Below are 16,061 nucleotides of genomic sequence, written 5' to 3' on the forward strand. Positions count from 1 at the left end.
GCGAAGCGCCAAGCCCGCCTTGCATCCTGTCCGCCGCTGGCTGGGTACGCTGCTGGCCGCCATGTCCCTGCTGGCAGCACCGCTGCCCGGTACGGTCGCCGGCACGACCCTCGGGGCCGCCCTGGCAACGGCCGCAGCCGCGGCCGCGTCGCTGGCCGCCATGCCGGCGGCCGCGCAACCCAGGTTGCCACCAGGCGTGACGCGCGGCCCCAGCGTCGAGGGCATCACCGAATACCGGCTGGCCAACGGCCTGCAGGTGCTGCTGTTTCCCGACGAGTCGAGCGCCAACTTCATGGCGAACATCACCTACATGGTCGGCTCGCGCCACGAGAACTATGGCGAACGTGGAATGGCCCACCTGCTGGAACACCTGCTGTTCCGGCGCACGACGAACATCCCGAGCATCTCGAAGGCGCTGGCTGAACGCGGTGCCTGGTCCAACGGTACGACCTGGCTCGACCGCACCAACTACTTCGGCACCTTCTCGGCGAGCGAGGACAACCTGCGCTGGGTGATCGCGATGGAAGCCGACCGTATGGTCAATACGCAGATCACGCGCGCGGAACTCGACCCCGAGATGTCAGTGGTGCGCAACGAGTTCGAGCAGGGCGAAAACAACCCGGTACGGGTGCTGATGCAGCGCGTCACCTCGTCGGCCTACCTGTGGCACAACTACGGCAACAGCACGATCGGCGCGCGTTCGGACATCGAGAACGTACCGATCGAGCGGCTGGAGGCTTTCTACCGGACGTACTACCAGCCGGACAACGCATCCCTGCTGCTCGCCGGGCGCTTCGACGAGACGCTCGCGCTGGAGTTGATCGCGAAGCACTTCGGCGCGATCCCGGCACCGAAACGCGTGCTGCCGCGGACCTACACCGTCGAACCGGTGCAGGACGGCGAGCGGCAGGTGGTACTGCGCCGCACCGGCGACGTGCAGGCGGTGATCGCCGCCTACCACATCCCGGCGGGCCCGCACCCGGATTCGGCGGCGATCGACCTGCTGACCGAGATCCTGCGTACACCCCCGGCGGGCCGCCTGTTCCGCGCGCTGGTCGAGCGCAAGCGCGCGGTGTCCGTTTTCGGCTTCGACCAGGCGATGCGCGAGCCCGGCATCGCGATGTACGGCGCGCAACTCACGCTCGACCAGCCGATCGAAGCGGCGCGCGACACGCTCACCGCGACGCTCGAAGGGCTGGCGAAAGAGCCGGTCACCGAGGCCGAGGTGGAGCGCGCGCGCACCGCGTTGCTGCGCCAGTACGACGAGATCATGGCCAATCCGCCGGCGCTGGGCCGGGCGATGAGCGATTCGATCGCCACCGGCGACTGGCGCCTGTTCTTCCTGCAGCGCGACCGCCTGCGCAAGGCGACCGCCGCCGACGTGAACCGGGTGGCCGCTGCCTACTTCAAGCCGTCGAACCGCACGCTGGGGCTGTTCATCCCCGATCCGAAACCCGACCGGGCCGAGATCCCGCCGACGCCGGACGTGGCCGAGCTGCTGCGCGACTACAAGGGCGACACCGCACTGGCAGCCGGCGAGACCTTCGACCCGGCACCGGCCAATATCGAGAAGCGCACGCTGCGGCGTACGCTGCCGGTTGGCCTCGATCTGGTGATGCTGCCGCGGCGCACCCGTGGCGAGACGGTCAACTTCCAGCTCACGCTGCGCTTCGGCGACGAGAAGTCGGTGTTCGGCCGTGGCACGCAGGCGAGCTTCGCCGCGGCGATGCTGATGCGCGGGACTGCGCTGCGCGATCGCCAGCAGATCCAGGATGCGTTCAACGCGCTGCGCGCGCAGGTATCGATCGGCGGTGGCCCGACCTCGGTCACCGTCACGGGACAGACGGTGAAGTCGCAGTTGCCGGCCGTACTGGAACTGGTCGCCGAGGTGCTGCGGCGGCCTTCCTTCCCGGAACGGGACCTGGAAGAGATGCGGGCGGAATCGATCGCCTCGATCGATCGCCAGCGCCAGGATCCGGCGTCGATCGGAGCGCTGGCGTTCAACCGGCACTTCAACATCCACCCGCCGGGCGACATCCGCCACGTACAGACGCTCGACGAGCAGATGGCACAGGTTCGCGCGGTCACGCTGGACGGCGTGCGTGCCTTCCACCGCGAGTTCTACGGCGCCAGCAAGGGGGAGTTCGCCGCCGTCGGCGACTTCGACGAGGCCGCGCTCGCCGGGCTGGTCGGCAGGCTGTTCAACGACTGGAAAAGCCCCCGGCCGTGGCAGCGCGTGCCGAACGTGCATGCCGACATCGCGCCGTCCCGCATCGTGATCGAGACGCCCGACCGTGCGAACGCGTCCTTCCGGATGGGGATGAATCTCGCGCTGCGCGTGGACGACCCGGATTACCCGGCACTGTTGCTGGGCGAGCAGATGCTCGGTGGCGGCTTCCTCAGTTCGCGCCTCGCCACGCGCGTACGGCATCAGGAAGGCCTGTCGTACTCGATCTGGGCACAGATCGCCGCTGGCAGCCTCGACGACAGCGGCGCATTCATCGCCGGTGCGATCTTCGCCCCGGAGAACGCTGCGCGCCTGGAGGCGGCCGTGCGCGAAGAACTGCAGCGGGCGCTCGCCGACGGCTTCACCGAGCAGGAGGTCGCAAGCGCGAAGAGCGGCTACCTGCAGTCGGTACGGGTCGCGCGCTCGTCGGACACCCGTCTGGCGGCGGCACTCGCATCGAACCAGTTCCTCGGGCGCACCTATGCGTTCCAGGAAGCGCTCGATGCAAAGGTCGCGGCCACCACGCCGCAGCAGGTGGTGGAGGCACTGCGCAGGCGGCTCGACCTGTCGAAGCTCACCACGGTGATCGCCGGCGATTTCGCGGGAGCGGCGAAACGGCCCGGCAGCCTGCGAACCCAGCCCGGTGGATCCACGGCGGCCGCCGGGCCAGCCCCCGCGTCGAAGCCCGCCGCAGCGCCTTGATCGCAGCCCTGTTCGATCGCCCGGCCGTACTCCTCGACCTGGAGACGACCGGGGCCTCGCCGGCCCGCGACCGGATCACAGAGATCGGGCTGGTCGAGATCGGCCCCGGCCTGCCTGACCCGGCGCTGGGCGAAGACCCGGTAAGCTGGAGTACGCTGGTGCAGCCAGGCATGCCGATCCCCCCCTTCATCAGCGGGCTCACCGGCATCGACGACGACATGGTCGCCACGGCACCGCGTTTCGCCGACCTCGCGGCCGACCTGGCGCGGCGGCTGGAGGGCAAGGTGCTGGTAGCGCACAACGTGCGTTTCGACTACGGTTTCCTGCGCGCAGAGTTCGAGCGCGCCGGCATCGCGTTCGCGCTGCCCGCCCTGTGCAGCGCCAGGCTGTCACGCAAGCTCTATCCGCAGTACCCGCGGCACAACCTCGATTCGCTGATCGCGCGCCACGGCCTGCACTGCAGCGAGCGGCATCGCGCGCTGGGCGATGCGCGCGTGATCGGCGACTTCCTGGTGGCGGCCGTGACGGACCTCGGTGCCGATCGGGTGCGCGAAGTGGCCAGCGCACTGACCGCCCCGGCCGGCACGCCGCGCGAAACCGTCGCGCTCGCCGATGAGCTTGCAGACGCGCCCGGCTGCTTCGTGCTGCGCGCCTCCGACGGCGGCGTGCTGTACGTCGGTGGCGGCGCCAGCATGCGCGGCGAGGCACTCCGGCTGCTGCAGAAATCCAGTCCGCTCGGCCGCGCGTTGCTGTCGGAGGCCGCGACCGTAGACCCCGAGCCGCATCCCGGCGTGCTCGGTGCAGCCCTCGCCCAGCGACGGCTGATCGAACGGTTCGCGCCGAAGCACCAGCGGCGGGTCGCCTCCGAACCGCTGCGCGAGTCGTGGAGTCTCGCCTGGAGCGGCGCCCCCGCGAGCGGTTTCGCGTTGCGCGAGGCCGGACTGTCCGCCGGCACCCGCGAAACCCGGTTCGGCGACTTTCCCGACGAACGAACGGCACGCAAGGCCCTTGCCGCGTTCGCGCGGGAACACCGGCTCTGCCTGCCGCGCCTCGGGTTGATGGCCGACGGCACGGCTGCACGCGAAGCCGCCGACCGTCCGGCGGCGCCGGCCGGCGGCTGCGCCACGCCATGCGCAGCCGCTGCGCGACGCGAATGCCTGGGCGCCGGGCAAACTCACGCGCCGGGCCTGGAAACCGAGGCAGCCCACCTCGGACGTGCGCTCACCGCCCTCGCACGGCTGCCACGCCCGACGCCGACGGCAACGCAGGGGCGCGTCGGTTTCCGCGAGACCGATATCGACGGCCGCTCCGAGCTGCATGTGTTCGAGGGCCCGCACTACCTGGGCAGCGTGGAAGATGCCGACGCACTGGCCGACCTCGACGCGCGCGCGCGAGGCCTTGCCGACGGCAGCCTGCAGCCGGATCCGCAGCCGCTGCGCATCCTCGCCCGGCTGCTGAAGACCCCGGGGCTGCGGATCGAACGCATCCGCCTCTGACGAAGCGCGCGGGCCCCTGCGGTATCATCCGCCGCTCGATATTGCCCAGGTGCAGACCATGCCGACCATACTGACCGGCGAACACGAATCCGCCTTCAACCAATTGATGGACGAGACGACCGAGGCGCTCGCGCTGGCCAAGGCCAGTCCCGACCTCGACGATCTCGGCGCCTGCCTGGCCGTGGCCGTGCTGAAGGTCAGCCTCGCCATCCACTTCGTCGAGCAGCAGCATCCCGGCTTCGCGAAGGATGTCGAGGAAAAGCGCCAGCGAGTGATGAAGGCGATGCAGGACTGGCACTGAGCGCAGGCGCTCGCCGCGTGCCCCGGTCACCTGCCCTCAGTGCATCACGACCGGCAGCGTCATCAGCGGCTGGAAGTTCTCCAGGAACTCGTCGATGTTCTCGACCGAGTCGTCACGGCTCGCGGCGTCGGTGATCGAGTTGCGGAAATGCAGGGCGATTTCACCCTGGATGAATGCACCGCGACCGGTGTGCTTGTTCACGAGTTCGTACCCGTGCTGGGCCGGGTACTCGAGGACATAGAACGTTTCGCTGTTGTAGACCAGGTTCATCGTCGTCACCTCTGCCAGGAGCGTCCGGGACTGTTTTCGGGCGGTTCTGCATTAACGGCAGGACCCCGTTCGAAATTGAATCTGGGGCTGGCGACAGCCGTTTTCAAGCCTGACGGCGTTTCCAGGCAGACTGCGCGATCGCGACGCCGGCCAGGATCAGGATCATGCCGGCGAAGGCGTTCCAGCCCGGCCGCTCGCCCAGCAGCACCATGCCCAGCAGCACCGAGATACCCGGGGTCAGGTAGTTGGTCAGCGCCATGAAGCTCGCCCCGGCCATCCGGATCAGCTGGAAGTAGACGATGGTCGCCACGGCGGTCGGGAAGATGCCCATCCAGAGCACCGACCAGACCGCTTCGGGCGGCGGCGTTGCGGCGAACGGATCCTCGAACCAGAATGCACAGGCCACCATCAGCACGGTTGCGATCAGCAGCGTCGACAGCGCCACGCTGATCGAATCCATCCGCGGCATCCGGCGCGCGGACACGGCATTGGCGGCGTAGAGCAGCGCCCCGCCCAGCACGGCGAGTTGTCCGAGCACCTGCAGCAGCGAGGTGTTGCCGAGGTCGAGCGCGTCCGGACCGATCAGGACCACCACGCCGGCGAAACCGAGCACGAAGCCGGCCGCCTTGCGCCGGGTGATGCGTTCGCCGGGCAGCGCGAAATGTGCGAGCACCAGCACGCCGAGCGGCATCACGGCAACCAGGATCCCGGCGAGGCTGCTGTCGATGTGCTGCGTGCCCCAGGTGATGAAGAAGAAGGGAAGGCAGTTGCCCAGGAGCGCGAGCCAGAGCATCCAGCCCCATTCGACCCGGGTACGCGGCAGCCGGCTGCCGGCCGCCGCGGCGATGCCGAGCAGCACCAGCGAGCCCAGCACCAGCCGTGCCGCGATCACGGTCAGCGTATCGAAGCCGAGCAGCGCGACCTTGATCGACAGATAGGTGGTACTCCACATCGTCACCAGGCAGGCAAGCAGCACCCAGTGCGTGGCCGGGTGGTGGACGCGGGTCACCGCCGCCCCTGGCCGGCGGCCGCGCGGCCGGGTCCGGGTATCCGTCGGGCCGGCGGGATCCGGCGCAGTTCCGAACTGTGCGGCACCGCCCGCAGGTCACGCACCCAGCGCCGGAACGGCAGCGACAACCGGGCCTGCCAGTCGGCCGCGCGCGGTCGCAGCGATTCGATCGTCGGCTCTTCGACCGAAGGTCCCAGCGCGAACACCACCAGGTTGTCGTCCGGCGGGGTCGGCACCGCCCAGACGCGTCCGCCGAACGCGCGGCACAGGTTGTCGAGGTAGCCGCGCAGTTCGGGCTGGTCGGCGATGCAGTTGACCACCAGCACGCCACCGGGGCGCAGGACGCCCCGTACCCGTTCGTAGAATGCGCGCCGGGTGATCGCCGGCACCTGGCGCCCGCCGCAGTAGGCATCGAGCAGCACGATGTCATACGAAGCCGGCTCGAGCGTGCGCACGACCTTGGCGCCGTCGCCGAGCAGGGCCGTGAAGCGCTTGCCGTCCCTCGGCACGCCGAACATCGTGCGCGCGGCAATCAGCACCTGCGCATTGATCTCGACCGCGGTGACGCGCGCGCGCGGCAGCCGGCGATGGATGAACTTGGCGAGGGAACCGCCGCCCAGCCCGATCATCAGGAAGTCGCGCGCCCGGGGCATGAACATCAACCCGCCCATCATCGCGCGCGTGTAGGCCAGCGAGAGTTCGTCCGGTCGGTCGATGCGCATCCGGCTCTGGATCGCGTCGTCGCCCAGGTGCATCAGGCGCAGGCCACGCTCTTCGCTGATGTTGACGGCCGTGCGCGCGGGGGACGGACCGCGAACGGGATGGCCGGACGCTTCGCTTATACTCTTCGGGATTGCAGACATGGGCAAAGTCATTTACCGGAGGACTGCGTGAAGATCAAGGCAAACGGCATCGAAGTGAACTATGAACTGCATGGCGACCTCTCCGGCAGCGCACCGTGGGTGACGCTCTCGCACTCGCTCGCCTGCAACCTGCACATGTGGGACGCGCAGATCGAGACGCTGTCGAAACAGTACCGCGTGCTCGCATACGACACGCGCGGCCATGGCCTGACCGAGGCACCTGCGGCGGCGTACACGCTCGACGAACTGGCAGAAGATGCCAAGGCCCTGCTCGATGCGCTGAAGATCGGCAGCACGCACTTCGTCGGGCTGTCGATGGGCGGCATGATCGGCCAGGTGCTCGAGCTGAAGCATCCCGGCACCTGCCGCACGCTCGCGCTGTGCGACACCACCAGCCGCTACCCCGAGGCAGCCATCCCCATGTGGGCCGAGCGCGTGAAGACCGCCACCGCCCAGGGCATGGAGCCGCTGGTGGCCGGCACGATCTCGCGCTGGTTCACCGACCCGTTCCGTGCGAAGGGCGACCCGCGCATCGACAAAGTGACCGCGATGATCCGCTCGACCCCGCCGCTCGGCTATGCCGGCTGCTGCGAGGCCCTGCCCAAGATCGATACCACCGCCCGCCTGAACACGATCAAGTGCCCGATACTGATCATCGTCGGCGAGCAGGACGCCGGCACCCCCGTGGCGCTGTCGCAGACGATGCATGCGGCGGCACCCGGTTCGGAACTGGTGATCATCCCGGAGGCCTCGCACCTGTCCAACGTCGAACAGCCGGCAGCGTTCGACCAGGCGCTCACCGGCTTCCTCGCACGGCACTGACCGTCTGCGCCGGCCACTACCGCCCGCCGATATGGCGCTCGGCGGTAGCGGCCAGGCCACGCACCTGGCAGCGCCCGGCATGAAGCCCCGGGCCGCTCAGGTCACGCCCCGGGTGTGGCCGCCATCGACCGTGACATTGGTGCCGGTGATGTGGCCCGCCACTGGCGAAGCCAGCCACGCCACGGTGCGCGCGATCTCGTCGGCTTCGCTGACGCGGCCGCTCGGCACCGGTGCGGTCATCTCGTGTTCGATCTGCTCGGCGGTCTTGCCGGTCGCCTTCACCTGCGCGGCGATGCGCTCCTCGAAGCGCGGGGTGCGCGTCAGGCCGGGGCTCACCGCGTTGATGAAGATGCCTTGCGCGGCAACTTCATCGGCCGCGCCCTTCACCACCGCGAGCAGCGCGGCATTCGCGAACGCGCTGGGAAGCCCGCGTGGCAACGGCTGCCGGCCGAGGTTGCCGGCGATCACCACGATGCGGCCGGACTTCTGATCGCGCATGGGAGCGAGTGCCGCACGCAGCGTGCGCACCGTGCCCATGAACTTCAGCCGGAAGCTCGCTTCCCAGACGGCGTCCGGGATCTCCCAGAAGATGCCGTTGGCCGACGCACCGGCGCTGCACACCGCGACGTCGAGCTGCCCGTAGTGCGCCAGCGTCGCGGCCACCGCACGGTCGGCCGCATCCTGCTCGGTAAGGTCGCAGGCGAACACTGCCGTCTCGACCTTGAACGCGGCGGCAATCTCGGCGGCCACCGCGTCGAGCTTGTCTTTCGATCGCGCGACCAGCATCAGCTTCGTTCCTTCGGCGGCGAGCACGCGTGCCGACTCGCGACCGATACCGGAACTCGCACCGGTGACCATCGCGACCTTGTCCTTCAGACACAGATCCATGTGCTCTGTCCATTCAACCATGCGGGACGCGGAGTATAGGGCCGCCGCCACGGCGGCAGGGTGCACACCGCGTCCGATGACTGGGTGCCGGATACACGCCAGCGCGCCGCTGGCGGGGGCGGCAGCGCCAGGAAACGAAGCTGCATCAGCGGGGCTGGAGGAGGTTGCCCCGGTCGCTGCAGCTGCGTTGCCTGCCTGCACCGGCGGTATCCGGCAGGCACGACGTTACGCATGCGCGCCGAAAGCGTCGCGCGCCGAAAGCACCCATCCCGTCACGAAACTCGCCAATGCCTGCACATGGACGCCCAGCGCGACGGTACCCGGCTGTTCAGTCTGCTCGCCCGGCCGAAGGGTTCTTCACATCGGGGCAATGGTCGCCGCGCGCCGCCGCATCGCGCTCGCGCAGTCGATCGAGCTTCTCGGCGATACCCGCCTCGAGGCCGCGCGCGACGGGACGGTAGAAGCGGCGCTCCTCGAGCCCCGCCGGCAGGTAGCGCTCGCCGGCCGCATAGCCGTCGGCCTCGTCATGCGCGTAACGATAGCCTTCGCCATGCCCGAGCGACTTCATCAGTTTCGTCGGCGCATTGCGCAGATGCATCGGAACCGGCCGGCTCTCATCCTGGGCGACCAGCGCACGCGCTTCGTTGAACGCGCTGTACGCGGCATTGCTCTTCGCGGCGCAGGCGAGATACAGCACGGCGTTGGCGAGGGCCAGTTCGCCTTCCGGCGAACCCAGCCGCTCGTAGGTGTCGGCGGCATCGAGCGTGATGCGCCAGGCGCGCGGGTCCGCGAGCCCGATGTCCTCAACCGCCATGCGTACGATCCGACGCGCGAGGTAGCGCGGATCGGCGCCGCCATCGAGCATGCGTACCAGCCAGTAGATGGCTGCGTCGGGCGAAGAGCCACGCACCGATTTGTGCAGCGCCGAGATCTGGTCGTAGAACTGGTCACCACCCTTGTCGAAGCGGCGCACGCTCTGCGCGAGCGTCGTCTGCACGAACGCCTGGTCGATGCCGGACACCGCCGCATCGCGCGCGACCGCGACGACCTGGTCGACCAGGTTGATCAGCCGGCGCGCATCGCCGTCGGCATGTCCGACCAGCAATTCGCGGGCATCGCGCTCGATCGGCGGATGCGGGGACAGCGCCGCCGAGGCACGCGCGACCACTTCGAGCAGTTCATCGTGCGACAGCGGCTTGAGAACGTACACGGCTGCGCGCGACAGCAGCGCAGCGTTCATCTCGAACGACGGGTTCTCCGTGGTCGCGCCGATGAAGGTGACCAGCCCGGATTCGACATGCGGCAGGAAGGCATCCTGCTGCGACTTGTTGAAGCGGTGTACCTCGTCGACGAACAGCAGCGTGCGCCGGCCCGCGTCCGCCGCGGCCTGCGCACGCTCGACCGCCTCGCGGATGTCCTTCACGCCGGAGAGCACCGCGGACAGCGCGATGAAGTCGGCCTCGACCGACGCGGCGATCAGGCGAGCGAGCGTCGTCTTGCCGACGCCAGGCGGGCCCCAGAGGATCATCGAATGCATGCGCCTGGAGGCCAGCGCGGACGACAGCGGCATGCCCGGCCCGACCAGGTGGCGCTGCCCGATCACCTCGGACAACGACGCAGGCCGCAGGCGCTCGGCCAGCGGTGCGTGCGGCGACGGCTGGCGACCAGCGACGTCCGGAGCGTCACCGCCAGCCGCGCTGCGCCGCGCGGCCCCGGACACCGGCGCGGAAGACGGCCCGCCAAACAGGTCGGCAGTCACTAGTCGGCCTTGATGCCGGCCGCCCTCACCAGCTGCGTGTAGGTTTCGATCTCGCTGCGGATCAACGCGCCGAACTGCTCTGGCGTGCCGATCGCCGTATCCTGTCCCTGCTGGGCCATGGTCTCGCCCATCGCGGGCAGCTTCATCGTCGCCGCAAGGTCGGCATGCAGCTTGCGCACGATCGCCTGCGGTGTCTTCGACGGCACCACGATGCCCTGCCAGTTCGTCACCTCGAATCCCTTCACCGTCTCGCCGACCGTGGGCACTTCGGGCAGCGCCGGTGCGCGCCTGGTCGTCGTCACCGCGACCGCGCGCAGCTTGCCGGACTTCACCAGCGACAGTGCGGGCGGCATCGTGCTGAAGATCAGGTCGACGCGACCGCCGACGAGGTCGACCAGCGCCGGGCCGCCGCCCTTGTAGGGCACATGCAGCATGTTCGTTCCGGTGGCACGCAGGAAAAGCTCGCCCGTCATGTGGAGCGACGAGCCGGTCCCGCCCGATGCATAGCTGAGCTTGCCCGGGCTCGCCTTGGCCAGGGCGATGAGTTCGGCCACCGTCTTCACCGGCAGCCCCGGATTCACGGCGATGATCATCGGCGAGGTCACCAGTAGCGCCACCGGCGCGAAGTCACGCAGCGGTGAATAGGCGAGGTCACGCTTCAGTGCGGGGTTGTGGGCCAGCATGCCGACGCTGCCGAGCAGCATCGTGTAACCGTCCGGCACCGCCTGCGCGGCGATCGTCACGCCGACCACGCCGCCGGCGCCCGGGCGGTTATCGACCACGACCTGCTGGCCGACCACTTCCGACAGCCGCTGGGCGACGGCGCGCCCGACGATGTCGTTGCCACCCCCGGGCGGAAACGGCACGATCATGCGCATCGGTTTCTCCGGGAACGCGATCGGCTGCGCACGCTGCGCATGCAGATCGGGAGAAACCGCCAGGTTGGCCGCTGCGATGAGCAATGCCGCTGCATGGGTCACACGGATCCTGCGATCCATTTCATCCGCTCCTTTCGAAATCCGGCATGCGCAGCCTGCACGCCCCGAACGCGGATGGTAGCCCCTGCCGAGGGATACGCGTACGCCACGGACAGACCGGGCCAGGATGCTGCGGCGTGACGTGGTGACGCTGTGGTTCGGGCTGCGCGACCCGGGCTCGGCCGGCTCGCGGTCCGGGCGGCATGGCGCATCCTCGAAGGTTGACCGGCTCGCTCGGAAAACAGATGACTTGAACCTTACATCGGCCCTAGAATTCGTACGCGAGTGGAGAAGCCTCAGCCGTTGCAGATCCGCATCGCGCCGACCAACAAATTCAGATACTGGGGGAGTTGACCATGATGCCTGCCCGCTCGCGCTGGGTAGTGATTGCCGCCGTTACCGTGCTCTCCGGCTGTGCCGCGAGCCCCGAACTCGTGAGTTGCCTCGACCCGAACCGTCGGGTCGCGGTCGAAGTGACCGGCTTCAAGGTCAAGCCGGCGCCGAAGCCCGTCGAAGGCGCGAAGCCCGGAAAGCCCGGCCGCCAGAACGTCACGATGAGCGTCCAGATCCAGGGCAGCAGCGCCTGGGATGTCGGCAGCGCAGCACTGAAGGCCGAAGGGCGCGCCGAACTCGACAGCATGCTGAAGGAGATCGCCTCCGGTGCCGGCAAGGACACGCGTCCGACCGAGGTCGAGGTCGTTATCGTCACCGGACACAATGATCGTCTCGAGGAGCGCAAGACGCCCGGCCTGAGCGAGCAGCGCGCAAAAGCCGTCACCGATTACCTGGTCAGCAAGGGCATCAGTTCCAAGGTGATCTTCTGGGAAGGTCGCGGCGCGCGCGATCCGGTCGCGGTCACGAAGTTCTGCGACGCCTGAGGACGGCCCGGGAGACGCGCGGCCGGCATGGCGCGCGCCAGCCAACCCAGCCAACCCGAAGCGCCCGCGCGATCCGCGCGGGCGTTTTCACTTGTCCTCGAGTACATCCGCGCCCTTTGGCGGGGTGAAGCGGAACAGCTGCGGTGCCAGCTTCGGGTTTCGCTGCAGATCCTCGAAGCGGATCAGGGTACGGCTGCCGAGCGCATCGTTCAGTTCCATCGCCGACAGCACGTCCGCCGCGAAGCCGAGGCGGACGCTGGCAAAGCTGCTTTCGTTGCCCTTCGAAACCGCCTCGATCCAGTCGAGCCCGTCCTGCGCCGGTTGCGCCGTGACCGTGAAGGCCTTCTCGATCTCGTTGCTGCCCGCCAGCAGCGCAGCCGGCGTACCTGTGATCGCACGATCCAGGCTTCGCACCGTCACCTGGTTCAGGTCACGGTCCCAGATCCAGATCCGCTGACCATCGCCGACCAGCAGCTGTGAATACGGCTTCTCGTATTCCCAGCGGAAGCGTCCGGGACGCTGGAACTGCATCAGGCCGGTCGCCTCCTGCACACGCCTGCCCTTGCGATCGACCACCGTCTGCGTGAACCGCGCCTGCGCCGACTGCGTACCCTCGATGAAGCTGCGCAGTCGCGCGGCGGCGGAACCCGCAGGCTGCGCCTGTTGCTGTGCCCGGGACAGCGTCGCGAGTGGCAGCATCGCCAGCATGGCCGTCGCCACCCGCAACGCATCGCGCCTGCGCGGCGCGCGGACTGCACGATCGGCGTGCGTACCCGCCAGGCCAGGCCTGCTGCGATCGGGATCGTTCAAAGCTTTCGTATCCGTTCGGTATCGACCACGCGTCCGCCACGCAGCTGGATGATCGTGGTGAAGGGGTCGGAGGCGGTTGGCAGGTAGTACCATGACTCCTGCAGGAGGCCACGGTTGACCTCGTTGCCGCGATAGTCGGGTGGCCCGGCGCGGCCGAGCAGTTCGCCTTCGCTCATGCCACGCCGGATCAGGATAAAGGTCTCGAAAGACAGCCCGCGCGGTGCCCCCCCCGAAGGCGTGCGCTCCGCGCCCGGGGCGGCCTGCGGCGGGGGCGGCGGGGGAACCACCCGCGGCGCCGGCGCAGCAACCGGGCCAGGCACGGGCTTCACGGTGTCGATGCTGCCCGACAACGGTTTCAGCTCGACCGGCTGCGACGCACGACCGGACGGCGGGCTCTGGCTGAACGACGGCGTGCCGTTCTCATCGACCGATCGGAACACCTCGCCGCCGCTGCGGCCAGACGCCGCGGGCGGCAGCGGCTGGGCCGTGAGCGGCTGGGTGTCGCTGCCAGGTCCGGTACGCTCGGCTGCCCTCGGCTGCACCTGCTGCGCCAGCGCTCCCGACAGGCCGTGCAGGCACGCGAGCACCACCGTGCACGCGAAGACGGCCATGCGGTCTTTCCGGACGCGGCGCGCGGTGTTCATCGCTCGCCGCCGGCCGGCACCAGCACCTCGCGGTTGCCGTTCGTCTGCATCGGGGACACCAGACCTGCGCGCTCCATCTGCTCGATCAACCGCGCCGACCGGTTGTAGCCGATACGCAGGTGTCGCTGTACGAGCGAGATCGACGGACGGCGCGTCTTGAGCACGATCGCGACCGCCTCGTCGTACAGTGCATCGGTCTCGGCATCCGCCGATGCGGCTGCCCCCTCGCCCGCCGCGCCGCCGTCCTCGAGCGAATCCCCGGCCAGCACGGCGGGGTCGTACTGCGGCGCGCCGAGCTTCTTCAGGTAGTCGACGACACGGTGCACTTCATCGTCCGAGACGAACGCCCCGTGCACCCGCAGCGGATAACCAGTGCCAGGCGGCAGGTACAGCATGTCGCCCTGGCCGAGCAGCGCCTCGGCGCCCATCTGGTCGAGGATGGTGCGCGAATCGATCTTGCTCGAGACCTGGAAGGCGATTCGGGTAGGGATGTTCGCCTTGATCAGGCCGGTGATCACGTCCACCGACGGCCGCTGGGTGGCGAGGATCAGGTGGACGCCGGCGGCACGCGCCTTCTGTGCGAGGCGGGCGATCAGCTCCTCGACTTTCTTGCCGACGACCATCATCAGGTCGGCGAGTTCGTCGATCACCACCACGATCAGCGGCAGCGGCAGCAGCGGATCGGGCGGAGGGACCGTGGAGCGGATCGACTCCGGGTCCTCGCCACTGCCAAGGCGCGAGCTGATCATCGCCGCCTCGGCTTCCTTCGCGGCAGCGGCCTCGATCGGGTCGACCAGAGGCGTACCGGCCTTCTCGGCGTCGCGGATCTTCGCGTTCAGGCCGGCCACGTTACGCACGCCGAGCGCGGACATCAGCTTGTAGCGCCGGTCCATCTCGGCAACGCACCAGTTCAGCGCCACCGCAGCCTTGGTCATGTCGGTCACCACCGGCGCCAGCAGGTGCGGGATGCCCTCGTAGATCGAAAGCTCGAGCATCTTCGGGTCGATCATGATCATGCGCACTTCATCGGCGGTCGACTTGTAGACCAGCGACAGGATCATCGCGTTGATACCCACCGACTTGCCCGACCCCGTGGTGCCGGCCACGAGCAGGTGCGGCATCTTCGCGAGATCGGCCACCATCGGCTTGCCGCCGATGTCCTTGCCGAGCGCGACGGTGAGGGAAGATGGATTTTCGGCATACACCTGCGAGGAGAGAATCTCGGACAGGCGCACCATCTGCCGCCTGGGATTCGGTATCTCGAGTCCCATGCAGGTCTTGCCCGGGATGGTCTCGATCACGCGGATGCTCACCACCGACAGCGCACGCGCGAGGTCGCGCATGAGGCTCACCACCTGGCTGCCCTTCACGCCGGTGGCCGGCTCGACCTCGTAGCGCGTGATCACCGGGCCGGGGTAGGCCGCGACCACCTTCACCTCGACGCCGAAGTCGGCCAGTTTCTTCTCGATCAGCCGCGAGGTGAACTCGAGCGTGTCGTTGCCGACCACCTCGACCTGGACCTGGGCCTCGTCCAGCAGCCCGAGCGGCGGCAGCGGGGAGTCGGGCAGGTCAGCGAACAGCTTGGTCTGCTTGGCCTTGATCTTCTCTTTCTCGACCCGTACCGACGGCACGATCTCGACCTTCGGGGGTTCGATGCGGACGGGCTCGTTCTGCTCGAAGCGCTTGCGCTCGACTTCGACCACCTCCTTGCGCTCGACTGCCGCCTGGGCACCGATCTTCCGGTCCTGGCGCTCGTGCCATTTCGCCAGCGCCCATTCGAACCCGCCCTCGACGACCTCGCCGGTCTTCTCGATCAGCGCCATCAGCGAGAGGTTGGTGAACAGGCTGAAGCCGACCGCCATCATCACCAGGAACATCAGGGTTGCGCCGGTAAAGCCGAGCGCCGAAGACACCGCGCCGCTGAACACCAGGCCGACCATGCCGCCGGGCGCGAGCGGCAGCGCAGCGGTGTGGCTGTACAGGCGCAGCGCCTCGAGCGAACTGCTCCCGACCAGGAGCATCAGGAATCCGGCCACCGCGACCGCGAGGTGCGCCCGCTCGAGTTTCAGCAGATCGTCCAGCCGGCGATAGACCCACCAGATCAGATACAGGCAGAACCCCAACCACCACCACGCCGACATTCCGAACAGCCAGAGGAGCAGGTCGGATACCCAAGCGCCGACCGCGCCGCCGGCGTTGCGGATGTCGCTGACCCGGGCACTGTGCGACCATCCCGGATCGGCCCGGTCGAAGGTATAGAGCACCATCGCCAGGTAGATCACCGCCGCCACGAGGCCGAGCCACCAGGACTCGCGCAGCAGACCGGCTATGCGGCCCGGCGTCAGCGTGAGGGCGGAAGGTTCAGGGGCCTTGCGTGCGGCTTGGGACAAACGACCGGTCTCCGGAAAGCGGGCA

14 protein-coding genes are annotated in these 16,061 nt (G+C 68.7%); 5 read left to right on the top strand and 9 right to left on the bottom strand.

The window, feature by feature from the left end:
• The first annotated feature begins 61 nt into the window (after positions 1-61).
• Genes ING98_07460 through ING98_07470 form a run of 3 tightly spaced genes read left to right on the top strand, consistent with a single transcriptional unit; the run spans position 62 to position 4,726 of the window.
• Positions 62-2,929, top strand: coding sequence for an insulinase family protein (locus tag ING98_07460; protein ID MCA3101693.1), 2,868 nt, complete (start codon positions 62-64; stop codon positions 2,927-2,929).
• Positions 2,926-4,425: an ethanolamine utilization protein gene (locus tag ING98_07465; protein MCA3101694.1), complete on the top strand. Its 1,500-nt coding sequence runs from the start codon at positions 2,926-2,928 to the stop codon at positions 4,423-4,425. Before ING98_07460 ends, ING98_07465 begins: the two co-directional genes overlap by 4 nt.
• 58 nt (positions 4,426-4,483) lie before the next feature.
• On the top strand, positions 4,484-4,726 hold the full coding sequence (locus ING98_07470; GenBank protein ID MCA3101695.1) for a hypothetical protein: 243 nt from the start codon (positions 4,484-4,486) through the stop codon (positions 4,724-4,726).
• A 36-nt stretch (positions 4,727-4,762) separates the two neighbouring features.
• Here ING98_07470 and ING98_07475 read toward each other — a convergent pair whose 3' ends face one another.
• The 3 genes from ING98_07475 to ING98_07485 form a co-directional block, all read right to left on the bottom strand.
• Complete coding sequence (locus ING98_07475) at positions 4,763-4,996, bottom strand: DUF3567 family protein (protein MCA3101696.1); 234 nt, start codon at positions 4,994-4,996, stop codon at positions 4,763-4,765.
• 103 nt (positions 4,997-5,099) lie between these two features.
• Positions 5,100-6,005, bottom strand: coding sequence for a DMT family transporter (locus tag ING98_07480; GenBank protein ID MCA3101697.1), 906 nt, complete (start codon positions 6,003-6,005; stop codon positions 5,100-5,102).
• Positions 6,002-6,868: a methyltransferase domain-containing protein gene (locus ING98_07485; protein ID MCA3101698.1), complete on the bottom strand. Its 867-nt coding sequence runs from the start codon at positions 6,866-6,868 to the stop codon at positions 6,002-6,004. The genes ING98_07480 and ING98_07485 overlap by 4 nt, the downstream gene beginning before the upstream one ends.
• 27 nt (positions 6,869-6,895) lie before the next feature.
• On the opposite strand from ING98_07485, the gene pcaD reads away from it, so the two are divergent.
• Positions 6,896-7,690, top strand: a complete 795-nt coding sequence (pcaD, locus tag ING98_07490) for a 3-oxoadipate enol-lactonase (protein MCA3101699.1) — start codon at positions 6,896-6,898, stop codon at positions 7,688-7,690.
• Between the two features lie 96 nt (positions 7,691-7,786).
• Here pcaD and ING98_07495 read toward each other — a convergent pair whose 3' ends face one another.
• The 3 genes from ING98_07495 to ING98_07505 form a co-directional block, all read right to left on the bottom strand.
• Positions 7,787-8,578, bottom strand: coding sequence for an SDR family oxidoreductase (locus tag ING98_07495; protein ID MCA3101700.1), 792 nt, complete (start codon positions 8,576-8,578; stop codon positions 7,787-7,789).
• A 328-nt stretch (positions 8,579-8,906) separates the two neighbouring features.
• Positions 8,907-10,337 (bottom strand): replication-associated recombination protein A, encoded by a 1,431-nt coding sequence (locus ING98_07500; protein ID MCA3101701.1) that lies wholly within the window; start codon positions 10,335-10,337, stop codon positions 8,907-8,909.
• Positions 10,337-11,335, bottom strand: coding sequence for a tripartite tricarboxylate transporter substrate binding protein (locus ING98_07505; protein ID MCA3101702.1), 999 nt, complete (start codon positions 11,333-11,335; stop codon positions 10,337-10,339). The genes ING98_07500 and ING98_07505 overlap by 1 nt, the downstream gene beginning before the upstream one ends.
• A 335-nt stretch (positions 11,336-11,670) precedes the next feature.
• On the opposite strand from ING98_07505, the gene ING98_07510 reads away from it, so the two are divergent.
• The gene (locus ING98_07510; GenBank protein ID MCA3101703.1) at positions 11,671-12,192 is read left to right on the top strand and encodes an OmpA family protein; all 522 of its coding nucleotides are present in this window, start codon (positions 11,671-11,673) and stop codon (positions 12,190-12,192) included.
• 87 nt (positions 12,193-12,279) lie between these two features.
• Here ING98_07510 and lolA read toward each other — a convergent pair whose 3' ends face one another.
• From lolA to ING98_07525, 3 genes are all read right to left on the bottom strand, one after another.
• Positions 12,280-12,891 (bottom strand): outer membrane lipoprotein chaperone LolA, encoded by a 612-nt coding sequence (gene lolA, locus ING98_07515; protein MCA3101704.1) that lies wholly within the window; start codon positions 12,889-12,891, stop codon positions 12,280-12,282.
• Positions 12,892-12,998: 107 nt separating this feature from the next.
• On the bottom strand, positions 12,999-13,613 hold the full coding sequence (locus ING98_07520) for a DUF4124 domain-containing protein (protein MCA3101705.1): 615 nt from the start codon (positions 13,611-13,613) through the stop codon (positions 12,999-13,001).
• A 29-nt stretch (positions 13,614-13,642) separates the two neighbouring features.
• A complete protein-coding gene (locus ING98_07525; GenBank protein ID MCA3101706.1) occupies positions 13,643-16,036 on the bottom strand; it encodes a DNA translocase FtsK 4TM domain-containing protein in 2,394 nt (797 codons plus the stop codon).
• Between the last annotated feature and the right edge of the window lie 25 nt (positions 16,037-16,061).

The organism is Rhodocyclaceae bacterium (assembly GCA_020248265.1).
Lineage (GTDB): Bacteria > Pseudomonadota > Gammaproteobacteria > Burkholderiales > CAIKXV01 > CAIKXV01.

Bases quoted from the DNA above. Each gene is read 5' to 3' on its own strand.
- ING98_07520 (MCA3101705.1), bottom strand. From the start codon at position 13,613: ATGGCCGTCTTCGCGTGCACGGTGGTGCTCGCGTGCCTGCACGGCCTG.
- ING98_07485 (MCA3101698.1), bottom strand. From the start codon at position 6,868: ATGTCTGCAATCCCGAAGAGTATAAGCGAAGCGTCCGGCCATCCCGTT.
- ING98_07505 (MCA3101702.1), bottom strand. From the start codon at position 11,335: ATGGATCGCAGGATCCGTGTGACCCATGCAGCGGCATTGCTCATCGCA.
- ING98_07475 (MCA3101696.1), bottom strand. From the start codon at position 4,996: ATGAACCTGGTCTACAACAGCGAAACGTTCTATGTCCTCGAGTACCCG.
- ING98_07470 (MCA3101695.1), top strand. From the start codon at position 4,484: ATGCCGACCATACTGACCGGCGAACACGAATCCGCCTTCAACCAATTG.
- ING98_07495 (MCA3101700.1), bottom strand. From the start codon at position 8,578: ATGGATCTGTGTCTGAAGGACAAGGTCGCGATGGTCACCGGTGCGAGT.
- lolA (MCA3101704.1), bottom strand. From the start codon at position 12,891: ATGCTGCCACTCGCGACGCTGTCCCGGGCACAGCAACAGGCGCAGCCT.
- ING98_07510 (MCA3101703.1), top strand. From the start codon at position 11,671: ATGATGCCTGCCCGCTCGCGCTGGGTAGTGATTGCCGCCGTTACCGTG.
- ING98_07460 (MCA3101693.1), top strand. From the start codon at position 62: ATGTCCCTGCTGGCAGCACCGCTGCCCGGTACGGTCGCCGGCACGACC.